Here is a 16,903-nt window from a genome sequence, read left to right as displayed (position 1 = left end):
CGTTAGCAGCATAACTAGATTCACGCGCAAGAAATGTGATGTTGCGAGTAAATCATGCAGCGCTCTATTATCGGGCTCTACGTGCATGAATCCTTCTGTTACTTCACTGGGATTCTGATACACTACGCGCCCATTTCCTCTGTTGAGACGTTTCTATGCCATTTTCTAAGCTTGGTTTAAGCGCATCGATTACTGATGCAGTAAAAGCGCTAGGTTATGAAAAACCGACCTCTATCCAACAAAAAGCCATTCCAATCGTACTGCGTGGTAGCAACTTAATTGCTGCAGCACAAACGGGGACAGGTAAAACGGCCAGTTTTGTTCTACCAATCTTAGAAAAGCTTAGTCAAGGCGAAACTCAACGTAAAAAACGTGCTCGCGCTATTATTCTTACGCCCACACGCGAACTTGCGCTTCAGGTTCATCAAAGCATTGAAGCTTATGGTAAAAACTTACCGCTGCGCTCAATGGCGATGTTTGGTGGTGTGGATTATGCGCCACAAAAACAAGCCTTGATCGAGGGTGTCGATATTGTGGTAAGTACGCCGGGACGTTTGATTGACCTGTACGGTCAACGCGCTATTCACTTTGATGAAGTGGAAATGCTAGTGCTTGATGAAGCGGACAAGATGTTGGACATGGGATTCATCGATGCGATCGATAAGATCGTTGATTGCATGCCAGAACATGTTCAAAGTCTGCTGTTCTCGGCAACGCTATCTAACCCTGTTCGTGATTTGGCGAAAAACGCGATTATTGATCCTGAAGAGATCACGATTGCAAAACACAGTGCATCTAAGTCGAACATCAAGCAGTGGATCACCACCGTCGATAAGGACATGAAGTCGTCGCTGTTAAGTCACATGCTCAAAGAAAACGACTGGTCGCAAGTACTGGTATTTATTGAAACCAAACACGGTGCTGCCAAGCTTGTTAGCCAACTTGAAAAGCGTGGCATTGTGGCTGAAGCGTTTCACAGTGGCCGTAATCAGCGTGTTCGCCAGGAATTAATAGAAAAGTTCAAAGCCGGTGAAATCCAGTACCTAGTTGCAACTGGTGTTGCAGCGCGCGGTATTGATATCGATAACTTGCCCGTTGTTATTAACTATGACTTGCCGTATCCAGCAGATGAATATGTACACCGTATTGGTCGTACCGGTCGTGCTAGCGCACAAGGTGAAGCGATCTCATTAGTCTCAAAAGATGACTTTAAAAACCTTTGTATGATCGAGAGCCGTTTAGGGCACTTGCTAGAGCGAGTGGAAATTGACGGCTTTGCACCAAGAAAGCCAGTGCCGATTTCTATTTTAAATTACGTACCTAAGAACAAGCGTAAACCGCACGATAAGCGCGAATCAAAATAGCCTGTTTTATCTCTACGATCCAAAAGCCGCATTGTTGCGGCTTTTTGCGTTTTAGGGAGACTCACTCATGGGTTGACAGTGTTGGCTTTTATGCCGTAATGAGGAAAAAAATTAATTTATGTCATACGCTTAACACTCAAAGTGAGTCAGCTTTCGTAAAGCTTTTGTCAATTCTCTGTCCTCAGGTTTGCACAAGGTTAGGAATGGGCGCAGACTTTTTCGCTTGCTAGTGAATGCATAAGATGAGGCATAAATGAAAACAGGTGATAAGCAATTCGCCGTTATTGGTCTTGGCCGATTTGGTTTGGCAGTGTGTAAAGAGCTACAAGATTCAGGAGCTCAAGTTTTAGCGGTTGATATCAACGAAGACAGAGTCAAAGAAGCTGCTAGTTTTGTTAGTCAGGCAATTGTGGCTAATTGTACTCACGAAGAGACGGTTGCTGAGCTTAAGCTTGATGATTACGACATGGTGATGATTGCTATCGGAGCGGACGTTAACGCTAGTATTCTCGCCACACTGATCGCCAAAGAAGCGGGAGTGAAGTCAGTATGGGTTAAAGCCAACGATCGATTTCAAGCGCGTGTCCTGCAAAAGATTGGTGCGGACCACATTATCATGCCTGAACGTGACATGGGGATACGTGTCGCGCGTAAAATGCTCGATAAACGGGTTCTTGAGTTCCACCCTTTAGGTAGTGGCTTAGCCATGACGGAGTTTGTGATTGGATCTCGTTGGATGGGTAAGACATTAAGTGACCTAGCACTGTGCAAAGTCGACGGTGTGCAAGTACTCGGGTTTAAACGGGGCCCAGAAATAACCAAGGCGCCAGACCTTAATACCAAGCTGGAAATTGGCGATCTCATTATTGTGGTTGGCCCGCAAGATGCGCTGGCAAATAAATTAAAATCACTATGACGCAGTTTCATCAAAAAGGCGTTTTTTACGCGCCAGATGGTAAACGAGAAAAAGCCAAGGGTAACGAGCCGCGGATTATATTGCTGAGTTTTCTCGGTGTGTTGCTGCCTTCTGCCGTGCTGTTAACCTTGCCAGTTTTTTCTGTTACAGGCCTTTCGATAACGGACGCTTTGTTTACCGCAACATCCGCCATAAGTGTGACAGGGCTTGGTGTTGTCGATACCGGGCAGCACTTTACGTTAGCCGGAAAAATCTTGCTGATGTTTTTAATGCAAATCGGTGGGTTGGGACAGATGACGTTGTCGGCGGTTTTACTCTATATGTTTGGTGTGCGTTTAAGCTTACGCCAGCAAGCGTTAGCGAAAGAAGCGCTAGGGCAAGATCGACAGGTCAACTTAAACCGACTGGTGAAGCGGATTGTGATTTTTGCGCTTGTCGCAGAATCTATTGGGTTTATTTTCCTTTCCGTTCGTTGGGTTCCTGAAATGGGCTGGCAAACTGGCATGTTTTACGCGTTATTTCATGCGATTTCTGCGTTTAACAACGCAGGGTTTGCTCTGTTTTCAGACAGTATGATGAGCTTTGTGAATGACCCGCTGGTCATCTTTACCCTGGCCGGGTTATTCATTTTTGGTGGGCTTGGTTTTACTGTTGTCGGAGACATCTGGCTGAACTGGCGTAAAGGTTTCCACTTTTTGCATCTTCATACCAAAATCATGCTTATCGCGACTCCGATATTGCTCTTTGTTGGGACGGTGATGTTTTGGTTACTCGAGCGGAGTAATCCAAATACAATGGAATCGTTACCTTTGGCGGGTCAATGGTTGGCGGCATTCTTCCAATCCGCTAGTGCTCGAACGGCCGGATTCAACAGTGTCGACTTGGCGCAGTTTACCCAGCCAGCGTTATTGATCATGATTGTTTTGATGTTGATTGGTGCTGGGTCCACCTCAACGGGGGGCGGTATTAAGGTTTCCACATTTGCCGTTGCGTTCATGGCTACGTGGACCTTTTTGCGCCAAAAGAAACACGTGGTTATGTTTAAACGAACCGTAAACTGGCAAACCGTGACTAAGTCACTCGCCATTATCGTTGTGAGCGGCGCCATTCTGACAAGCGCGATGTTTTTATTGATGCTCACAGAGAAGGCAAGCTTTGATAAGGTCATGTTTGAAACCATTTCCGCATTTGCGACGGTAGGACTTACCGCTGGTTTGACGGCAGAGCTTTCTGAACCTGGCAAGTACATTATGATCGTGGTAATGATCATTGGTCGTATCGGGCCACTCACGCTTGCCTACATGTTGGCCCGCCCTGAACCTACCTTAATCAAATACCCAGAAGACGCCGTTCTTACAGGGTAAAGTAGCGTTTATTAGCACCCCACCGACCATAACGAGCACTGATTAATAGCAGTGCTCGTACATTTATAAAATATGTGGGACGTTGCCCAATTTTATCTACAAAGTCGCAGAAGTTTATTTCTTCTTCCTTTTGTTTCGATACTATTCATTCACTCAATTTATACCCTCGGAAGCCACACTTACAAAAGTATTTGGGCATCCGACGCTTTTGTAACGTGATGCTAAATAATATTGTGTTATCTGAGCGAATTGATACCAGCCTTAGTCGTTAGCCACTTAACCTCATTCTATGTTTATGGGTTACTGTGTACTGGCTGTGCTTGGAATTAAACGAATCGAAAAGATGGAGCCGTACTTTGAAGTTCAACACACTCGCCTTGACTATGCTAACTGCGCTTCTTGCAGGTAAGAGCATGGCAACTACTCCGCCATCACCAGTTTGGCATACTATTGCGTTGAGCGATGGTACCTCTAGTGAGGCAATTTTACGCGGCACTGCCGATTTCCACTGGTTTGAAGATAAACAAGGTAATGCCTTGGTTCATGAAGATGGCATTTGGTTGTTTGCACAGATTCAGCGCGAGTCAGACATCCCAACGTTGCGCTCGACGGGTGTTGCTAAAACTCAATCTAGTGATGCGCCTGAATCGGCGAAGTTTCGCCCGGATCTACAAGTTAAGCCGCAGTTATCTTCTCTAAAAACCATTGAACCGATGGCGCGCCAAAATCTATTGCGTTCGGCGCAAGGTTATCAGGCGATGAGTAGCTCATCGATGAAGCAACAACCACTGTTGGTTGTGCAAGTCTCCTTTGATGATCAAGCGATGGTGCATGACTTCGAACAACGTGTGTTTAATACCGATGGCCAAAGCGTTGTCGATTATTTTGATAAAAACTCTCAAGGGAAATTCAAAGTTGTCCCTGCGATTGAGAGTTATGGTGCCGCGAATGATGGTGTGATCAATGTGACCGTGGCGCAAAGCCACCCAAATTGCCACTCTAGCTCAACTGACAAGACTTGCACTGCCAAGTTGAATGCGGTCTTCACCGAAGCGTATCAAAAACTGGATCCGTACTTTAATCTTTCGGCTTACGACAGCAATCAAAATGGTACCGTAGAACCGTCAGAACTCTCAGTTATGTTTATTTTTGCGGGTGGCGATCGTTCAACCGGATTCCTTGATCGTCCTTCTATTTGGCCTCATAAATTCTCTCACGACGATGTGACACTAGATGGAAAAAAAATTGCCGATTATTGTGTGTTTGCTGACTACCAAGTTGATCATCAAGCGACGTTAGGCGTGATCGTACATGAGCTTGGCCACTTAATGCTTGGCTTGCCGGATTTGTACGCAAGGAACAGTGATGCCTCGATCGGTTCTTGGGGCGTGATGGGTGGTGGTTCATGGGCACAGAAACCGGGAGACTCATACGCAGGAGACACGCCAGTGAACATGAGTGCGTGGAGCAAACACGCTGCTGGTTTCGTTGTACCAACGGTCACTCATGGAAGCCCGACGCCTATTTCCGTGAACAACGACGATGTCAAACTGGTGTATCTCGACCCATACTTGAAAGAGTTTGGCCCACGCGTTTATTTGGAAAACCGTACCTTTAGCGGTTACGACCGAGCATTGGCGGCAGAAGGCATACTAGCGACGTCGGTTAATGTCCAAAATCGCTTTAACGATGTTGGCGCGATGCAGGTTCAAATCATGCAGGCCGATGGTCTGAGTGAGTTAGAACATGATGGAAGCAGTGATGCTGGCGATTTGTATCCTAATGGTGGCAATGTCATTTCAGATACATCGACCCCAGGTCTGAGAGCGATCGCCGGGTTTGATACTGGGGTTCGTATTTCCAACATTGCCAGCAATACCAACGGCGGCAGTTTTTCTCTTGAGCATATAAACGAGCCAAATAAATCGGCATGGTTAAACTCTCTTCACCAAGGTTATGTGTACGCAAGTGGCAGTAACACTCTGGCGGTATCATTGGATTTGAATGCTGAGACAAAGCTTGATGGTCTTCAACTTTACGCGCAAAGCAGTAGCGCTCAAAGTGACATGACTTATCGAGTATGGCGATTCCCATTCTCAGGTAACGTGGGCTACCGATTAATATTGGATCAGAACAATGCTGAACTTTTACAGCAAGGTAGCTTCCAAAAGCCATCCCGAATTTTATTTCCTCAACCGAGCCAATTAAGTGCGGGTCAGCACCTGTTAGTAGTGGAATTAGAAGGCGGTGAATTTGAATCGAACTTTGACTTTGGCCGCTTACTAAAAACTGAAAAATCATCCCTGCCTGCAATGTGGACTGGTAATTACAACGAGATAGGTACGTTTGGTTTGGAGCAAGCCGGGTTCTCTTATGTTCCGTTCGCAGCACTCTTGAATGTGGAGGTGAACAACATTGTTGAAGCGAAAGCTGATTCACTGCAAACCGATAAGAATACGCCAATCGATCTGAACCTGATGGACAATGATTTCATGGCCATAGGGTATCAGTTCAATGTGGACATTGTGCAGAAGCCTGAGCACGGCACCATTTCTGGCAACCAATACCAACCTGAAGCAAACTTTGTTGGTTTGGACAGCTTCCAATATCGTTTGCTGTCTACGGATGGCGTGTATTCGTCTTCGGTTGTGAGCGTGCAGGTCGAAGTACTTGGTAGTAACGAAGCACCAAAAGCGCTCATCGATGTGGATAGCCAGGAGATTACTGCTGGACAGAAAATAACGTTGTCGGCGGCAAACAGCACAGATGCGGATGGCGATGTGTTGAACTACCGATGGGAGCAATTGGCTGGTACTTCAGTTTCTATCGGAAATTCGACCAGTGCTACGGCAAGCTTTACAGTGCCTCAAGGTATAAAAGCGGGTGAGATTCTGACATTCCGTCTAACCGTTACTGATCCAAGTAATGAAACCTCCAGTGCTACCGTCAATTTAACCATGCAAAACGCAGCGCCAGTCACGTTAGCAGATACGGCGACCGTTGCCGTTGGTGAAAGCATTGTGATTGATGCTGCTGGCAATGATTCGGATGTGAATGGCGATAAACTGGTTGTAGAAAGCGTACAGAACCTAACGGGCGTGGGAAGTGCGAGTGTAGAAAATGGCAAAATTCGTTTTCAAGCTCCGGATAGTGCGGTTGATAACATCAAGCTGCAATACACGGTTTCAGATGGCAACGGTGCTACCGCAATAGGTGAAGTGACCGTGACGGTTGTCGCTTCTTTGAAAACAACGACATTCAAGAACTCTGAAGGTAGTGGCAGTGTTTCTTATTGGGCTCTGATGTTACTTGTTGCATTGGGCTGGCGACGCCGCGTCTAAAACGATATCGAATTACGTTATAAGCCACTCACATTGAGTGGCTTATTTTTGTACCCGTTTTGCTTCCTAGTACCTCTCATTATCTTATGAGATGTGTTTCTCATTATTTTTAAAGCGATTTTTCTATTCAGCGGTTACCCTATGGGCAGATTTTTATAAATTAAGGATGTTGTATGTCAACCGAGGACTTTTCTGTTTCGGCAATATGCCGAGAAGCAGCAGTGATGGTTAGAAGGAACCTACTCGCAATTGTCATTGCTTGTATTCCATTGATCATCGTGCACTCAATTTTTGTGTTTATGTATCCTGAAATGACGGGGCAAGATCAAGCGAACGCTCAAGAAGGAAACATCGCGGGATTTTATTTCGTCACAATCATTTTATACCCACTTGTTGCCGCGATGGCGGCTGTGCGTGTACACCGAATTTATTTGGTTGGCGATTACATGCACTCAGTGTTGGATGTATTTCGCTTGTCAGCCAGAGAATTCCGTTTCATTGGCTGGTGGATATTATTTGGGTTGATGATGATGCTCGTCATTGGTATCCCAATCTTTGTGTTGTCGTTTCTCTATATTGCAGAAAGTGGTGAACCTGATTTTGTCGCCATGGCGTTTATCACAACGGTTGCAAGCATTCCGGGCTATTGGGTGATGGCGCGCTGGTCGTTCGTGTTGCCAGCGACCGCAATGGATCATCAGCCGCGCAGCTTGCGTCGTTCGTGGAACCAAAGCAGACCATACAACAAACAAGTATTCATTTTGATGGGCTTAATTCCATTGGGCGCGGGATTGCTCAGTCAGCTTATCTTTAGTCACTTTACTAACCTCTTCATGCTGAGTCTTGTGGGTGTTGCCTATGGTATTTTCGGTGCGTACCAGTTGGCTTTGTTATCGTTGAGCTATAAAACAGTCGTGGATATTGAACGTGCTCGTTTTGATACACCATCAGAGCCACCAAAAACGGGTGAAGAGTTTTCCGCTTAATCATTTGATCGCTTTTACATACCACTTCCGTTTGTGAGGTGGTATGCAGCGGGTTAATACCTTCCTACCGCCTTCGCGTTATTCACGCAAAATACCCATGACCATTTCATGGCTGAATGACAGTGACGTTCACACGTATACTGACATCAGTACTTCTTTTTATTAAGGAACCCCACATGTCCATTTGGCAACGGGTCAGTTTCACCCATCGCTTTAGCCAATTACCGTCAGCTTTCTATACTTTGGTCGAGCCGCAACCCTTGGATAATACTCGTTGGGTCGCTTGGAATGGTGAGTTTGCGCAGCAGTTTGGTTTACCAGCAGAGCAAAACGATGAGCTATTGGCGGTTTTTTCTGGGCAAAGCCAATTCGAACAATTTCGTCCTTTGGCGATGAAATACGCAGGACATCAGTTTGGCGTTTACAACCCAGACTTGGGCGATGGACGTGGATTGCTGTTGGCGGAAATTGAGCATCAAGATGGCACTTGGTTTGATATTCACCTTAAAGGCGCGGGGCTAACCCCCTACTCGCGAATGGGGGACGGCAGGGCGGTGTTGCGCTCAACCATTCGTGAGTATCTATGTAGTGAAGCCATGGCAGGGCTTGGGATCCCGACGACTCGTGCTCTTGGCATGATGGTCAGTGACACGCCGGTTTATCGCGAGAAAACAGAATTCGGCGCAATGTTGATTCGTATGGCGGAGACCCACGTGCGTTTTGGCCATTTCGAGCATTTTTTCTATACCAATCAATTGGCAGAGCAGAAGTTGCTGGCGGACAAAGTGATCGAGTGGCACTTTGCTGATTGTGCATCGGCAGAGAAGCCATACGCTGCAATGTTTGGTGAAATTGTTCAGAAAACAGCGGACATGATTGCTTATTGGCAAGCGTATGGGTTTGCTCATGGGGTAATGAACACCGACAATATGTCGATCCTTGGTCAAACGTTTGATTACGGCCCGTTTGGTTTTCTTGATGATTATGAGCCGGGATATATTTGTAATCATTCCGACTACCAAGGCCGTTATGCATTTGACCAACAGCCAAGAATTGCGCTTTGGAACCTCTCAGCACTCGCGCATGCGCTATCGCCACTCGTTGAGCGAGAAGATTTAGAAGCGTCGTTGAGCCAATTTGAAGTCCGGTTGAGTCAGCAGTTCAGCCGCCTAATGCGTGAGAAGTTGGGTTTAAAAACCAAGATCGCGGAAGATGGACGTTTATTTGAAGCAATGTTTGAGCTCCTTCACCAAAATAACACGGATTACACTCGCTTCTTTAGAACGCTTTCAAATCTTGATACTGATTCTTCTCAAGCCGTAATCGACTTGTTTCTTGACCGAGAAGCTGCGCGAGCTTGGCTTGATCTGTACTTAGCTCGATGTGAGCTAGAGGTTGATGAACTAGGGGGCCTGATTTCAGCCGAACAGCGTTGCGAACAGATGCGTCAAGCCAATCCCAAATACATCTTGCGTAACTACTTGGCTCAGTTGGCGATTGATAAAGCGGAAGAAGGGGACTTTAGTGAATCACACCGATTGGCCGAACTGTTAAAGCGCCCATTTGATGAGCAACCCGAGTTTGATGATTACGCGAAATTGCCACCGGAATGGGGGAAGAAAATGGAGATAAGCTGTTCTTCATAAATGGGTCATTTCCCACCCATTTGAATCTTTTTCTTGGGTGGAATTCACTCGTTATACTCTGTGTTCATGTTAATGGGTTTTGTTAATTTATTGAAATACATATGAATTTTAACATGGTCCATTAATTGCTCTTTGTTGAACATCCGTACCCATCGTCTAATACCTAGTTATTCATGGACGGGATGGGATGTGATTCAACAAGGAGAATAATAATGTTTAAGCCTCTAACTCTACTATCTGTCTCTGCGCTTGCTGTAACGAGCTTTAACGCTGCCGCGAATTGTGACCCAGGTGAAACGGTCATCAAGTTCAGCCATGTAACGAACGCGGACAAACACCCAAAAGGTATTGCGGCTTCGTTGCTTGAAAAACGTGTTAACGAAGAGATGAACGGTAAAGTCTGTATGCAGGTGTTTCCGAACTCAACGCTTTACGATGATGATAAGGTGTTGGAAGCACTACTAAATGGTGATGTTCAACTCGCTGCACCTTCTCTTTCTAAGTTTGAGAAATTCACCAAAAAGTACCGCCTTTTCGATCTGCCTTTCTTATTCGACGATGTCGACGCTGTTGACCGCTTCCAAAACTCTGAAGCCGGTGAAAAGCTGAAAAACTCAATGAAACGACGTGGTCTACAAGGTATTGCGTTTTGGCATAATGGCATGAAGCAAATGTCAGCTAACAAGCCGCTCATTTCTCCAGCCGATGCTGAAGGGCTTAAGTTCCGTGTTCAAGCTTCTGACGTTCTCGTTGCTCAGTTTGAACAGCTAGGCGCAAACCCGCAAAAAATGTCATTCAAAGAAGTGTACGGTGGCCTGCAAACTAAGGTTATTGATGGTCAAGAAAATACTTGGTCAAACATCTACGGCAAAAAGTTCTTCGAAGTTCAAGATGGCATTACGGAAACGAACCACGGGATTCTGGATTACCTAGTGGTGACGTCAAACGACTTCTGGAAAAACTTACCAGACGATCAGCGCGAGCAGCTAAACACAATCATCCAAGAGGTGACAGCGCTGCGTAATGCTGAGTCGACCAAAGTGAACCTGGCGAACAAAAACAACATCATCGAAGCTGGTGGTGTGGTTCGTACGTTAACGCCAGAGCAGCGCCAAGAATGGGTCACTGCACTTCAACCAGTATGGAAGAAGTTTGAAAAAGACATTGGTTTTGACCTAATCGAAGCCGCTTTGGCTTCTAACCAAAAATAATAACGCCTAGCACGCTTAGCCCTCTCGATTAGAGGGGGCTCTTTTCCCCTACAGACGACGTGATGTAATTATGGAACAGACTTTTTTTGCCAAGGCTGGACGAATCACCGATGCCATTGAAGAGACTTTGATTGCTTTCTTCCTAGGTGCCATGACCTTGTTAACCTTTGCCAATGTCATCTTTCGTTATGTCTTTAACGACAATATTCTTTGGGCGCTTGAGCTCACCGTCTTTATGTTCGCATGGATGGTGTTGGTCGGCGCTTCTTACGGTGTGAAAAAACACTTTCATATTGGTGTTGATGTGATCATCAACATAGTGCCAGAGGGCAAACGAAAAGCCTTGGCGTTATTTGCTGCAATATGCTGTTTAGCCTTCTCTATTTTGCTTTTAATTGGCTCTTGGAACTACTGGTATCCGTTCGCCACAGACCGAGCGTGGTATGAAACGGATGATATTCCAATGCCGGAAATGCTTCAGTTTATGGCGGATTGGTTAAACGAGGGAGAGCGTTACGAAAAGCTGCCACGTTTTATTCCTTATTTCGCTTTGCCGCTTGGTATGGCGTTGCTAACGCTGAGATTTGCTCAGGCAACATGGCAAATTGCTACCGGAAAGCTCGACCGACTGATTGCAGGGCATGAAGCGGAAGAAGAGCTAGAGGCGCTTCAAGAAGAGATGAGTGATGCCGGTGATCTTATGGCTCCAAAGGCCTCAGACAATTCTAAGAGCAAGGAGCAATAAGCCATGGATATCTTATTTCTATTTTTGATGGTGATTGGTTTCATGCTCGTCGGCGTGCCAATCGCAGTTTCTCTGGGTCTTTCCAGTATTCTTTTCCTTTTGATTCATTCGGATGCGTCTTTGGCGTCTGTTGCTCAAACGTTGTTTAATGCATTTGCTGGACACTACACTCTATTAGCAATTCCATTCTTCATTTTAGCTTCAAGCTTTATGTCGACAGGTGGTGTAGCAAAACGGATCATTCGTTTCGCGATTGCTATTGTAGGCTGGTTCCGTGGTGGTTTAGCGATGGCTTCGGTTGTCGCATGTATGATGTTTGCCGCGCTATCAGGTTCATCTCCAGCAACGGTTGTTGCCATAGGTAGCATCGTTATCGCAGGTATGATCAAAAACGGTTACTCAAAAGAGTTTGCGGCCGGCGTAATTTGTAACGCAGGTACGCTAGGGATTTTGATTCCGCCGTCTATCGTTATGGTAGTTTACGCTGCCGCGACTGATGTATCAGTTGGACGTATGTTCCTCGGTGGTGTGATACCGGGTTTGTTGGCTGGCGTCATGCTGATGATAGCGATCTATATTGCTGCCCGTATTAAGAACCTGCCAAAACAACCATTTGTCGGTTGGAAAGAGACGTTTGATGCAGCTAAGGATGCAAGCTGGGGCTTGTTGCTGGTGGTGATCATTCTCGGTGGTATTTATGGCGGTATTTTCACCCCAACAGAAGCCGCTGCAGTTGCTGCTGTGTACTCGTTCTTTATTGCCAACTTTGTATACAAAGACATGGGGCCATTTGCTGATAAGCAAAATACTAAGCCTGCATTAGTCAAAATTTTTCACACCTTCGTTCATAAAGACACCAAACACACGCTGTATGAAGCGGGTAAACTCACCATCATGCTGCTTTTCATTATTGCCAATGCGTTAATTTTGAAGCACGTTCTCACGGAAGAACGCATCCCGCAAATGATCACAGAGTCAATGATGTCAGCTGGTTTAGGACCAATCACCTTCTTGATTGTGGTGAACGTATTGCTGTTGATTGGTGGTCAATTTATGGAGCCATCAGGCTTATTGATCATTGTTGCACCACTGGTGTTCCCAATTGCGATAGCACTGGGGATCGACCCAATTCACTTAGGTATTATGATGGTGGTGAATATGGAGATAGGTATGATAACACCACCTGTTGGGCTTAACTTGTTTGTTACTGCAGGTGTCGCCAAAATGTCGATGATGAATGTAGTAAAAGCCGCACTGCCATGGGTGGCGGTGATGTTCCTATTCCTCATTATTGTAACGTACGTGCCATGGGTGTCGACTTGGTTACCAACGACCTTGATGGGGCCAGAAATCATTACTAAGTAATGGCGCCAGATATTTGAAGAAAAACAAAAGAGGTGTGATGATTCACACCTCTTCGTCTATGGGTTTGTAGTTAGGCCTACGAGGGTCTGGGTGGACTCGCCGCTCGTAGCTTCGCCACTTCTTTTTATTCTTGCGCCGCTCCTCGCCTGAACGTCTCTCTTCTTGATATTGCCCGTCTACCATCACGGTATCTGTAATGATCGGTATTCTCACTTTCTCGTTCATATCCGTAACAACCATGATGAATCAATTATTAAAAATTATGATTCAAGTTGGATATAATACCAATCCTTGAGAATCGTTTTATTTATAGAGCTCTTTATCTATTTGATAGCGTTGCATTTTGTCATACAGAGTTTTTCGAGGCACATTCAATTGCGCCATTGTCTGTTTAATGCTGCCGTTATTTTCCAGTAATGCACCTTCAATGGCTGCTCTCTCGAACTCTGCAACTTGTTCTGCAAGACTTGAAGAAGGCTTGGCAACCGGAGTCGATTCTCCTAACTGAATTAATTTACCCAATAGCACGAAACGCTCTGCTGCATTTCTTAGCTCGCGAACATTGCCTGGCCAGTCATGGTTCATCAGTTGGGCAAGGTCGTGGGATGACAAGCTAGGAGAGCTTTTACCGTAACGTGAAGCCGCTACCAATAGGAAATGATGGAAGAGGGCAGGGATGTCTTCTTTCCGTTCACGCAGTGGCGGGAGATCTAAGGTAACCACATTCAGTCGATAGTAAAGATCTTGGCGAAAGGTTCCCTCTTCAGCAGCGCGTTTCAAATCGACTTTGGTTGCGGCAATTACTCGAATATCTAAGGGCAAGAGTTCATTCGAGCCGACACGCTCAATCACACGCTCTTGCAGTACTCTCAGTAAACGGATTTGGGCTTGGATTGGCATTGACTCGATTTCATCCAAGAAAAGTGTACCGCCTTGAGCAAATTCAAACTTACCGATACGGCGGCTTTCTGCGCCAGTAAATGCGCCTTTTTCATGCCCGTAGAGTTCGCTCTCAATCAAATTCTCTGGTACTGCACCACAATTTACTGCGACAAAGTTTTGGTTCCGTCGAGAGCTTTGCTCATGCAAAGAGCGGGCGATTAACTCTTTACCTGTACCAGTTTCGCCAAACAATAAGATATCTGCATCAGTATCGGCGATGTGAGCAATGGTTTCGCGTAACATTTGAATGCTAGACGTTTCTCCGATAACACGAGGTCCGAGCGTTTTACTTGCCTTGAGAGACAGGCGTAACTTCTCGTTTTCAACCGTTAATTGGCGCTTCTCAATGGCGCGCTTGACGGTTTCAACTAGGTGCTCAGGTGGGAATGGCTTTTCGATAAAATCATACGCTCCTTGGTGTAACGCATTAACCGCCATTGAGATATCGCCATGACCAGTAATCATAATCACGGGAAGATGGGTGTCTTTTCGCACAAGGGTATTCAGTAAATCCATCCCTGAAATACCGGGTAAGCAAATATCGGTAATCACCACTCCTGGCTCTGCTCCCTGCTTAATGGCGAGTAAGGCAGATTCAGCGTCTGGAAAGAATGTGGCATCGATATCTGCCAATTCAAACGTTTGTTCTATTGCCAGTCTAAGATCGGCTTCATCATCAATAAAAAACACCTGGCACATGATCTCATCCTTTTGATTGTTCTGTGTTGTTAGGAGCGATAGGTAAACACAATGAAAATCGAGCTCCGCCTTGTTCTCGATTTTGGGCACATAATCTTCCGTTCATACTGGCTAAGATTTGTTGCGAGATGGAGAGCCCTAAACCTAACCCATTTTGTTTGGTAGTTAGGAAAGGCTCACATAAGTCCGAAAGTGAGAAATCTCCAAGCCCTGGACCATTGTCATCTACATGAATCCAAATTAAATCGGCATGTTCGTCTTGCTCTACGGATAACTGTACTTGTTTGTCTTGTTGCTCTTTGAGAGCCTCTATCGCATTGGTCAGCAAATTAACCAACACTTGTTCAAGTTGAATGATATTGATCTGAACTTCAACATCGTGCTCTGGTACCTGCGTTTCTAGCGTGACACGTGCAGATTTAAGTGCGGGTTTCATCAGCTCTTTGACTGAGGCAATTACTGGAAACAAACGAGATTGAGCCAGCTCGTTTCCACTGGTTTTTTTAGCGAAAGAACGAAGCTGCTGACTGATGTTTGCCATACGATCAGTGAGGGCTGAGATGCGAGTTAGATTATCTTCCACTCGCTCATATTTTTCTTTTTGGAGGAACAGCTTGCCGTTTTCAGCAAAGCTACGAATGGCCGCAAGTGGATTATTCAGTTCATGACTGATACTGGCTGACATTTGCCCCAATACTGCTAGTTTCGCAGCTTGAACGAGTTCGTCTTGCGTTAGGCGAAGTGTTTGTTCGGTTTCAATTCTCTGGGCGATTTCTGCTTGCAATTCTGCGGTGCGAGCCATGACTTGATATTCAAGTTTTTGATTGGCCTCTTGCTGAATTCTCTCAAGTTGTAAGTGGCGTTGTTGACGGTGATAGATGAGCTGGCCAATTAAAAACAACACGGTGAATGCAAGAGTAAGTACAAAAATGTAACCCATCGTAAGCCAGACGATAGACTGCTTGGGAGATAGTACACGGATGGTCAGCTTGAGCTCTGGTAGGGGCAACGAAGAGACCACCAAGGTCCCTTTGTTATATGGGTAACCTTGTTTAAGCTCAGAGTGCGTTTCCTCCACATTGCCCACCAATCCTAGAGTTTCAATTGGCTCATCAAGGTATTGTCGGCTTGCCCAAACTTGTTTTCTTTCATTCTCAGTCAGTGGTTGTAAGCTTTTGAGTAGCCAATCACTTCGGCTGCTCATGAAAACAATCCCGTGCGGATCGCTCGCGACGAACACACTATTTGGCTGCTGCCAGTTGTCTTCTATCTTACTCAAGTCCATCTTAACCACGACCACACCAAGGACGCCGCCCGCATATATGATCGGATAAGAATAGTAGTAGCCACGCTTACCCGAAGTCGAACCCAGCGCGTAGTATTGGCTTCGTTCCCCAACGATTGCTTGTTTGAAATAAGGGCGGAACGCAAAATTTCGTCCAATAAAAGATCGCTCTTTACGCCAGTTGCTGGCCGCGACCGTCGTACCCCATTGATCGATTAAATAGGTATCTGCCGCTTCAATCACGTCATTAACGGATTCTAAATACCGATTGGTGAGTTCCAGTTGGGCACTGTTATTTGGATGCAGTAACGCTTGATGGAGAGGGTGATCTTTGGCCAGAAGGTTAGGGATATGAGCGTATTTATCGAGTTTGTTTTTAATATGACTAGAAAATTGCTCAAGTTGGGACTGGTGTTTATCAAGCAATGATTGATAACTAGTCTGCCAAACCCAATGACCACCTATGATTGCGCAAAGGAAATAGAAGGCAAAAAAAATCAGCAGAATCCGGTTTTTTTGCGACATCCTTACACTCCTTAAACCTTTCCTTTGGTCACGTAAGAAAATGTTAATAGTTTGTAGGGAGGATTAGGGATTTAGTTTTCAACTCTGTGGAGTAAAACAAGAGCAAGATCTCTTTTTAGGCTTTTCGATAAAAAAACCGGTCGATTCTCTTGAAAAAGTCGCTATTGTCCCCATTCTAGATATGCTGACGATACTTAGACGGTGTTTGAATCGCATTTTTGAAGAAAAAATGGGTCAGCATTCGAGAATTTAGCGCAGACAATGTCCACATAGTGGCTATTGGCTCGACAGGGTTGCGACAGATCGCTAGAATGTCGCGTCTAAAAATTCTGTCCTGAGGCTAATAGGAGATACCTTTGGTAATTTTATCGAAGATATCACTGATTAGTCCGGTACTGACAAACAGTATCGATACTCGATTTAAATTAGGTGTTCGGACAGAACACTACACAAGGATGAAGCGTAAGCTCCGCTGAGTTTCGCTCATACGCTCGGAAAACCGAGCCACTTTAGA

At 45.5% G+C, this 16,903-nt stretch carries 12 protein-coding genes and 1 pseudogene; 10 read left to right on the top strand and 3 right to left on the bottom strand.

Annotated features, from left to right (window positions below):
• Positions 1–155 precede the first annotated feature (155 nt).
• From NL643_RS01690 to NL643_RS01650, 9 genes are all read left to right on the top strand, one after another.
• A complete protein-coding gene (locus NL643_RS01690) occupies positions 156–1,364 on the top strand; it encodes a DEAD/DEAH box helicase (protein ID WP_253643802.1) in 1,209 nt (402 codons plus the stop codon).
• A gap of 253 nt (positions 1,365–1,617) precedes the next feature.
• Positions 1,618–2,280 carry a TrkA family potassium uptake protein gene (locus NL643_RS01685; RefSeq protein WP_006742864.1) on the top strand — a complete coding sequence of 221 codons (663 nt, stop codon included), beginning with the start codon at positions 1,618–1,620 and terminating at the stop codon, positions 2,278–2,280.
• Positions 2,277–3,644, top strand: coding sequence for a TrkH family potassium uptake protein (locus NL643_RS01680; protein WP_182019042.1), 1,368 nt, complete (start codon positions 2,277–2,279; stop codon positions 3,642–3,644). The genes NL643_RS01685 and NL643_RS01680 overlap by 4 nt, the downstream gene beginning before the upstream one ends.
• Before the next feature lie 356 nt (positions 3,645–4,000).
• Positions 4,001–6,985 carry a M6 family metalloprotease domain-containing protein gene (locus NL643_RS01675; protein ID WP_253643801.1) on the top strand — a complete coding sequence of 995 codons (2,985 nt, stop codon included), beginning with the start codon at positions 4,001–4,003 and terminating at the stop codon, positions 6,983–6,985.
• Between the two features lie 173 nt (positions 6,986–7,158).
• Positions 7,159–7,971, top strand: coding sequence for a sugar transporter (locus tag NL643_RS01670; protein ID WP_253643800.1), 813 nt, complete (start codon positions 7,159–7,161; stop codon positions 7,969–7,971).
• Positions 7,972–8,147: 176 nt separating this feature from the next.
• Positions 8,148–9,617, top strand: a complete 1,470-nt coding sequence (locus NL643_RS01665; RefSeq protein WP_253643799.1) for a protein adenylyltransferase SelO — start codon at positions 8,148–8,150, stop codon at positions 9,615–9,617.
• A gap of 212 nt (positions 9,618–9,829) precedes the next feature.
• Positions 9,830–10,828 (top strand): TRAP transporter substrate-binding protein, encoded by a 999-nt coding sequence (locus NL643_RS01660; RefSeq protein ID WP_253643798.1) that lies wholly within the window; start codon positions 9,830–9,832, stop codon positions 10,826–10,828.
• A gap of 70 nt (positions 10,829–10,898) precedes the next feature.
• A complete protein-coding gene (locus NL643_RS01655) occupies positions 10,899–11,573 on the top strand; it encodes a TRAP transporter small permease (RefSeq protein ID WP_005390505.1) in 675 nt (224 codons plus the stop codon).
• A 3-nt stretch (positions 11,574–11,576) separates the two neighbouring features.
• Complete coding sequence (locus tag NL643_RS01650) at positions 11,577–12,938, top strand: TRAP transporter large permease (RefSeq protein ID WP_005390510.1); 1,362 nt, start codon at positions 11,577–11,579, stop codon at positions 12,936–12,938.
• Between the two features lie 42 nt (positions 12,939–12,980).
• Here NL643_RS01650 and NL643_RS01645 read toward each other — a convergent pair whose 3' ends face one another.
• From NL643_RS01645 to NL643_RS01635, 3 genes are all read right to left on the bottom strand, one after another.
• Positions 12,981–13,163: a hypothetical protein gene (locus NL643_RS01645; RefSeq protein ID WP_046874352.1), complete on the bottom strand. Its 183-nt coding sequence runs from the start codon at positions 13,161–13,163 to the stop codon at positions 12,981–12,983.
• A 78-nt stretch (positions 13,164–13,241) separates the two neighbouring features.
• Entirely contained in the window at positions 13,242–14,579 is a 1,338-nt protein-coding gene (locus tag NL643_RS01640; protein ID WP_005390512.1) for a sigma-54 dependent transcriptional regulator, read from the bottom strand.
• A gap of 4 nt (positions 14,580–14,583) precedes the next feature.
• Positions 14,584–16,389 (bottom strand): ATP-binding protein, encoded by a 1,806-nt coding sequence (locus tag NL643_RS01635; protein WP_253643797.1) that lies wholly within the window; start codon positions 16,387–16,389, stop codon positions 14,584–14,586.
• Positions 16,390–16,429: 40 nt separating this feature from the next.
• Between NL643_RS01635 and NL643_RS01630 the strand changes: the two are divergent.
• A pseudogene (locus NL643_RS01630) lies at positions 16,430–16,642 on the top strand (hypothetical protein).
• The last annotated feature ends 261 nt before the right edge of the window (positions 16,643–16,903 follow it).

Source organism: Vibrio sp. Y42_MX_L11, assembly GCF_024181785.1.
Lineage (GTDB): Bacteria > Pseudomonadota > Gammaproteobacteria > Enterobacterales > Vibrionaceae > Vibrio > Vibrio diabolicus.
This window is presented reverse-complemented; position numbering and strand designations above follow the sequence as displayed.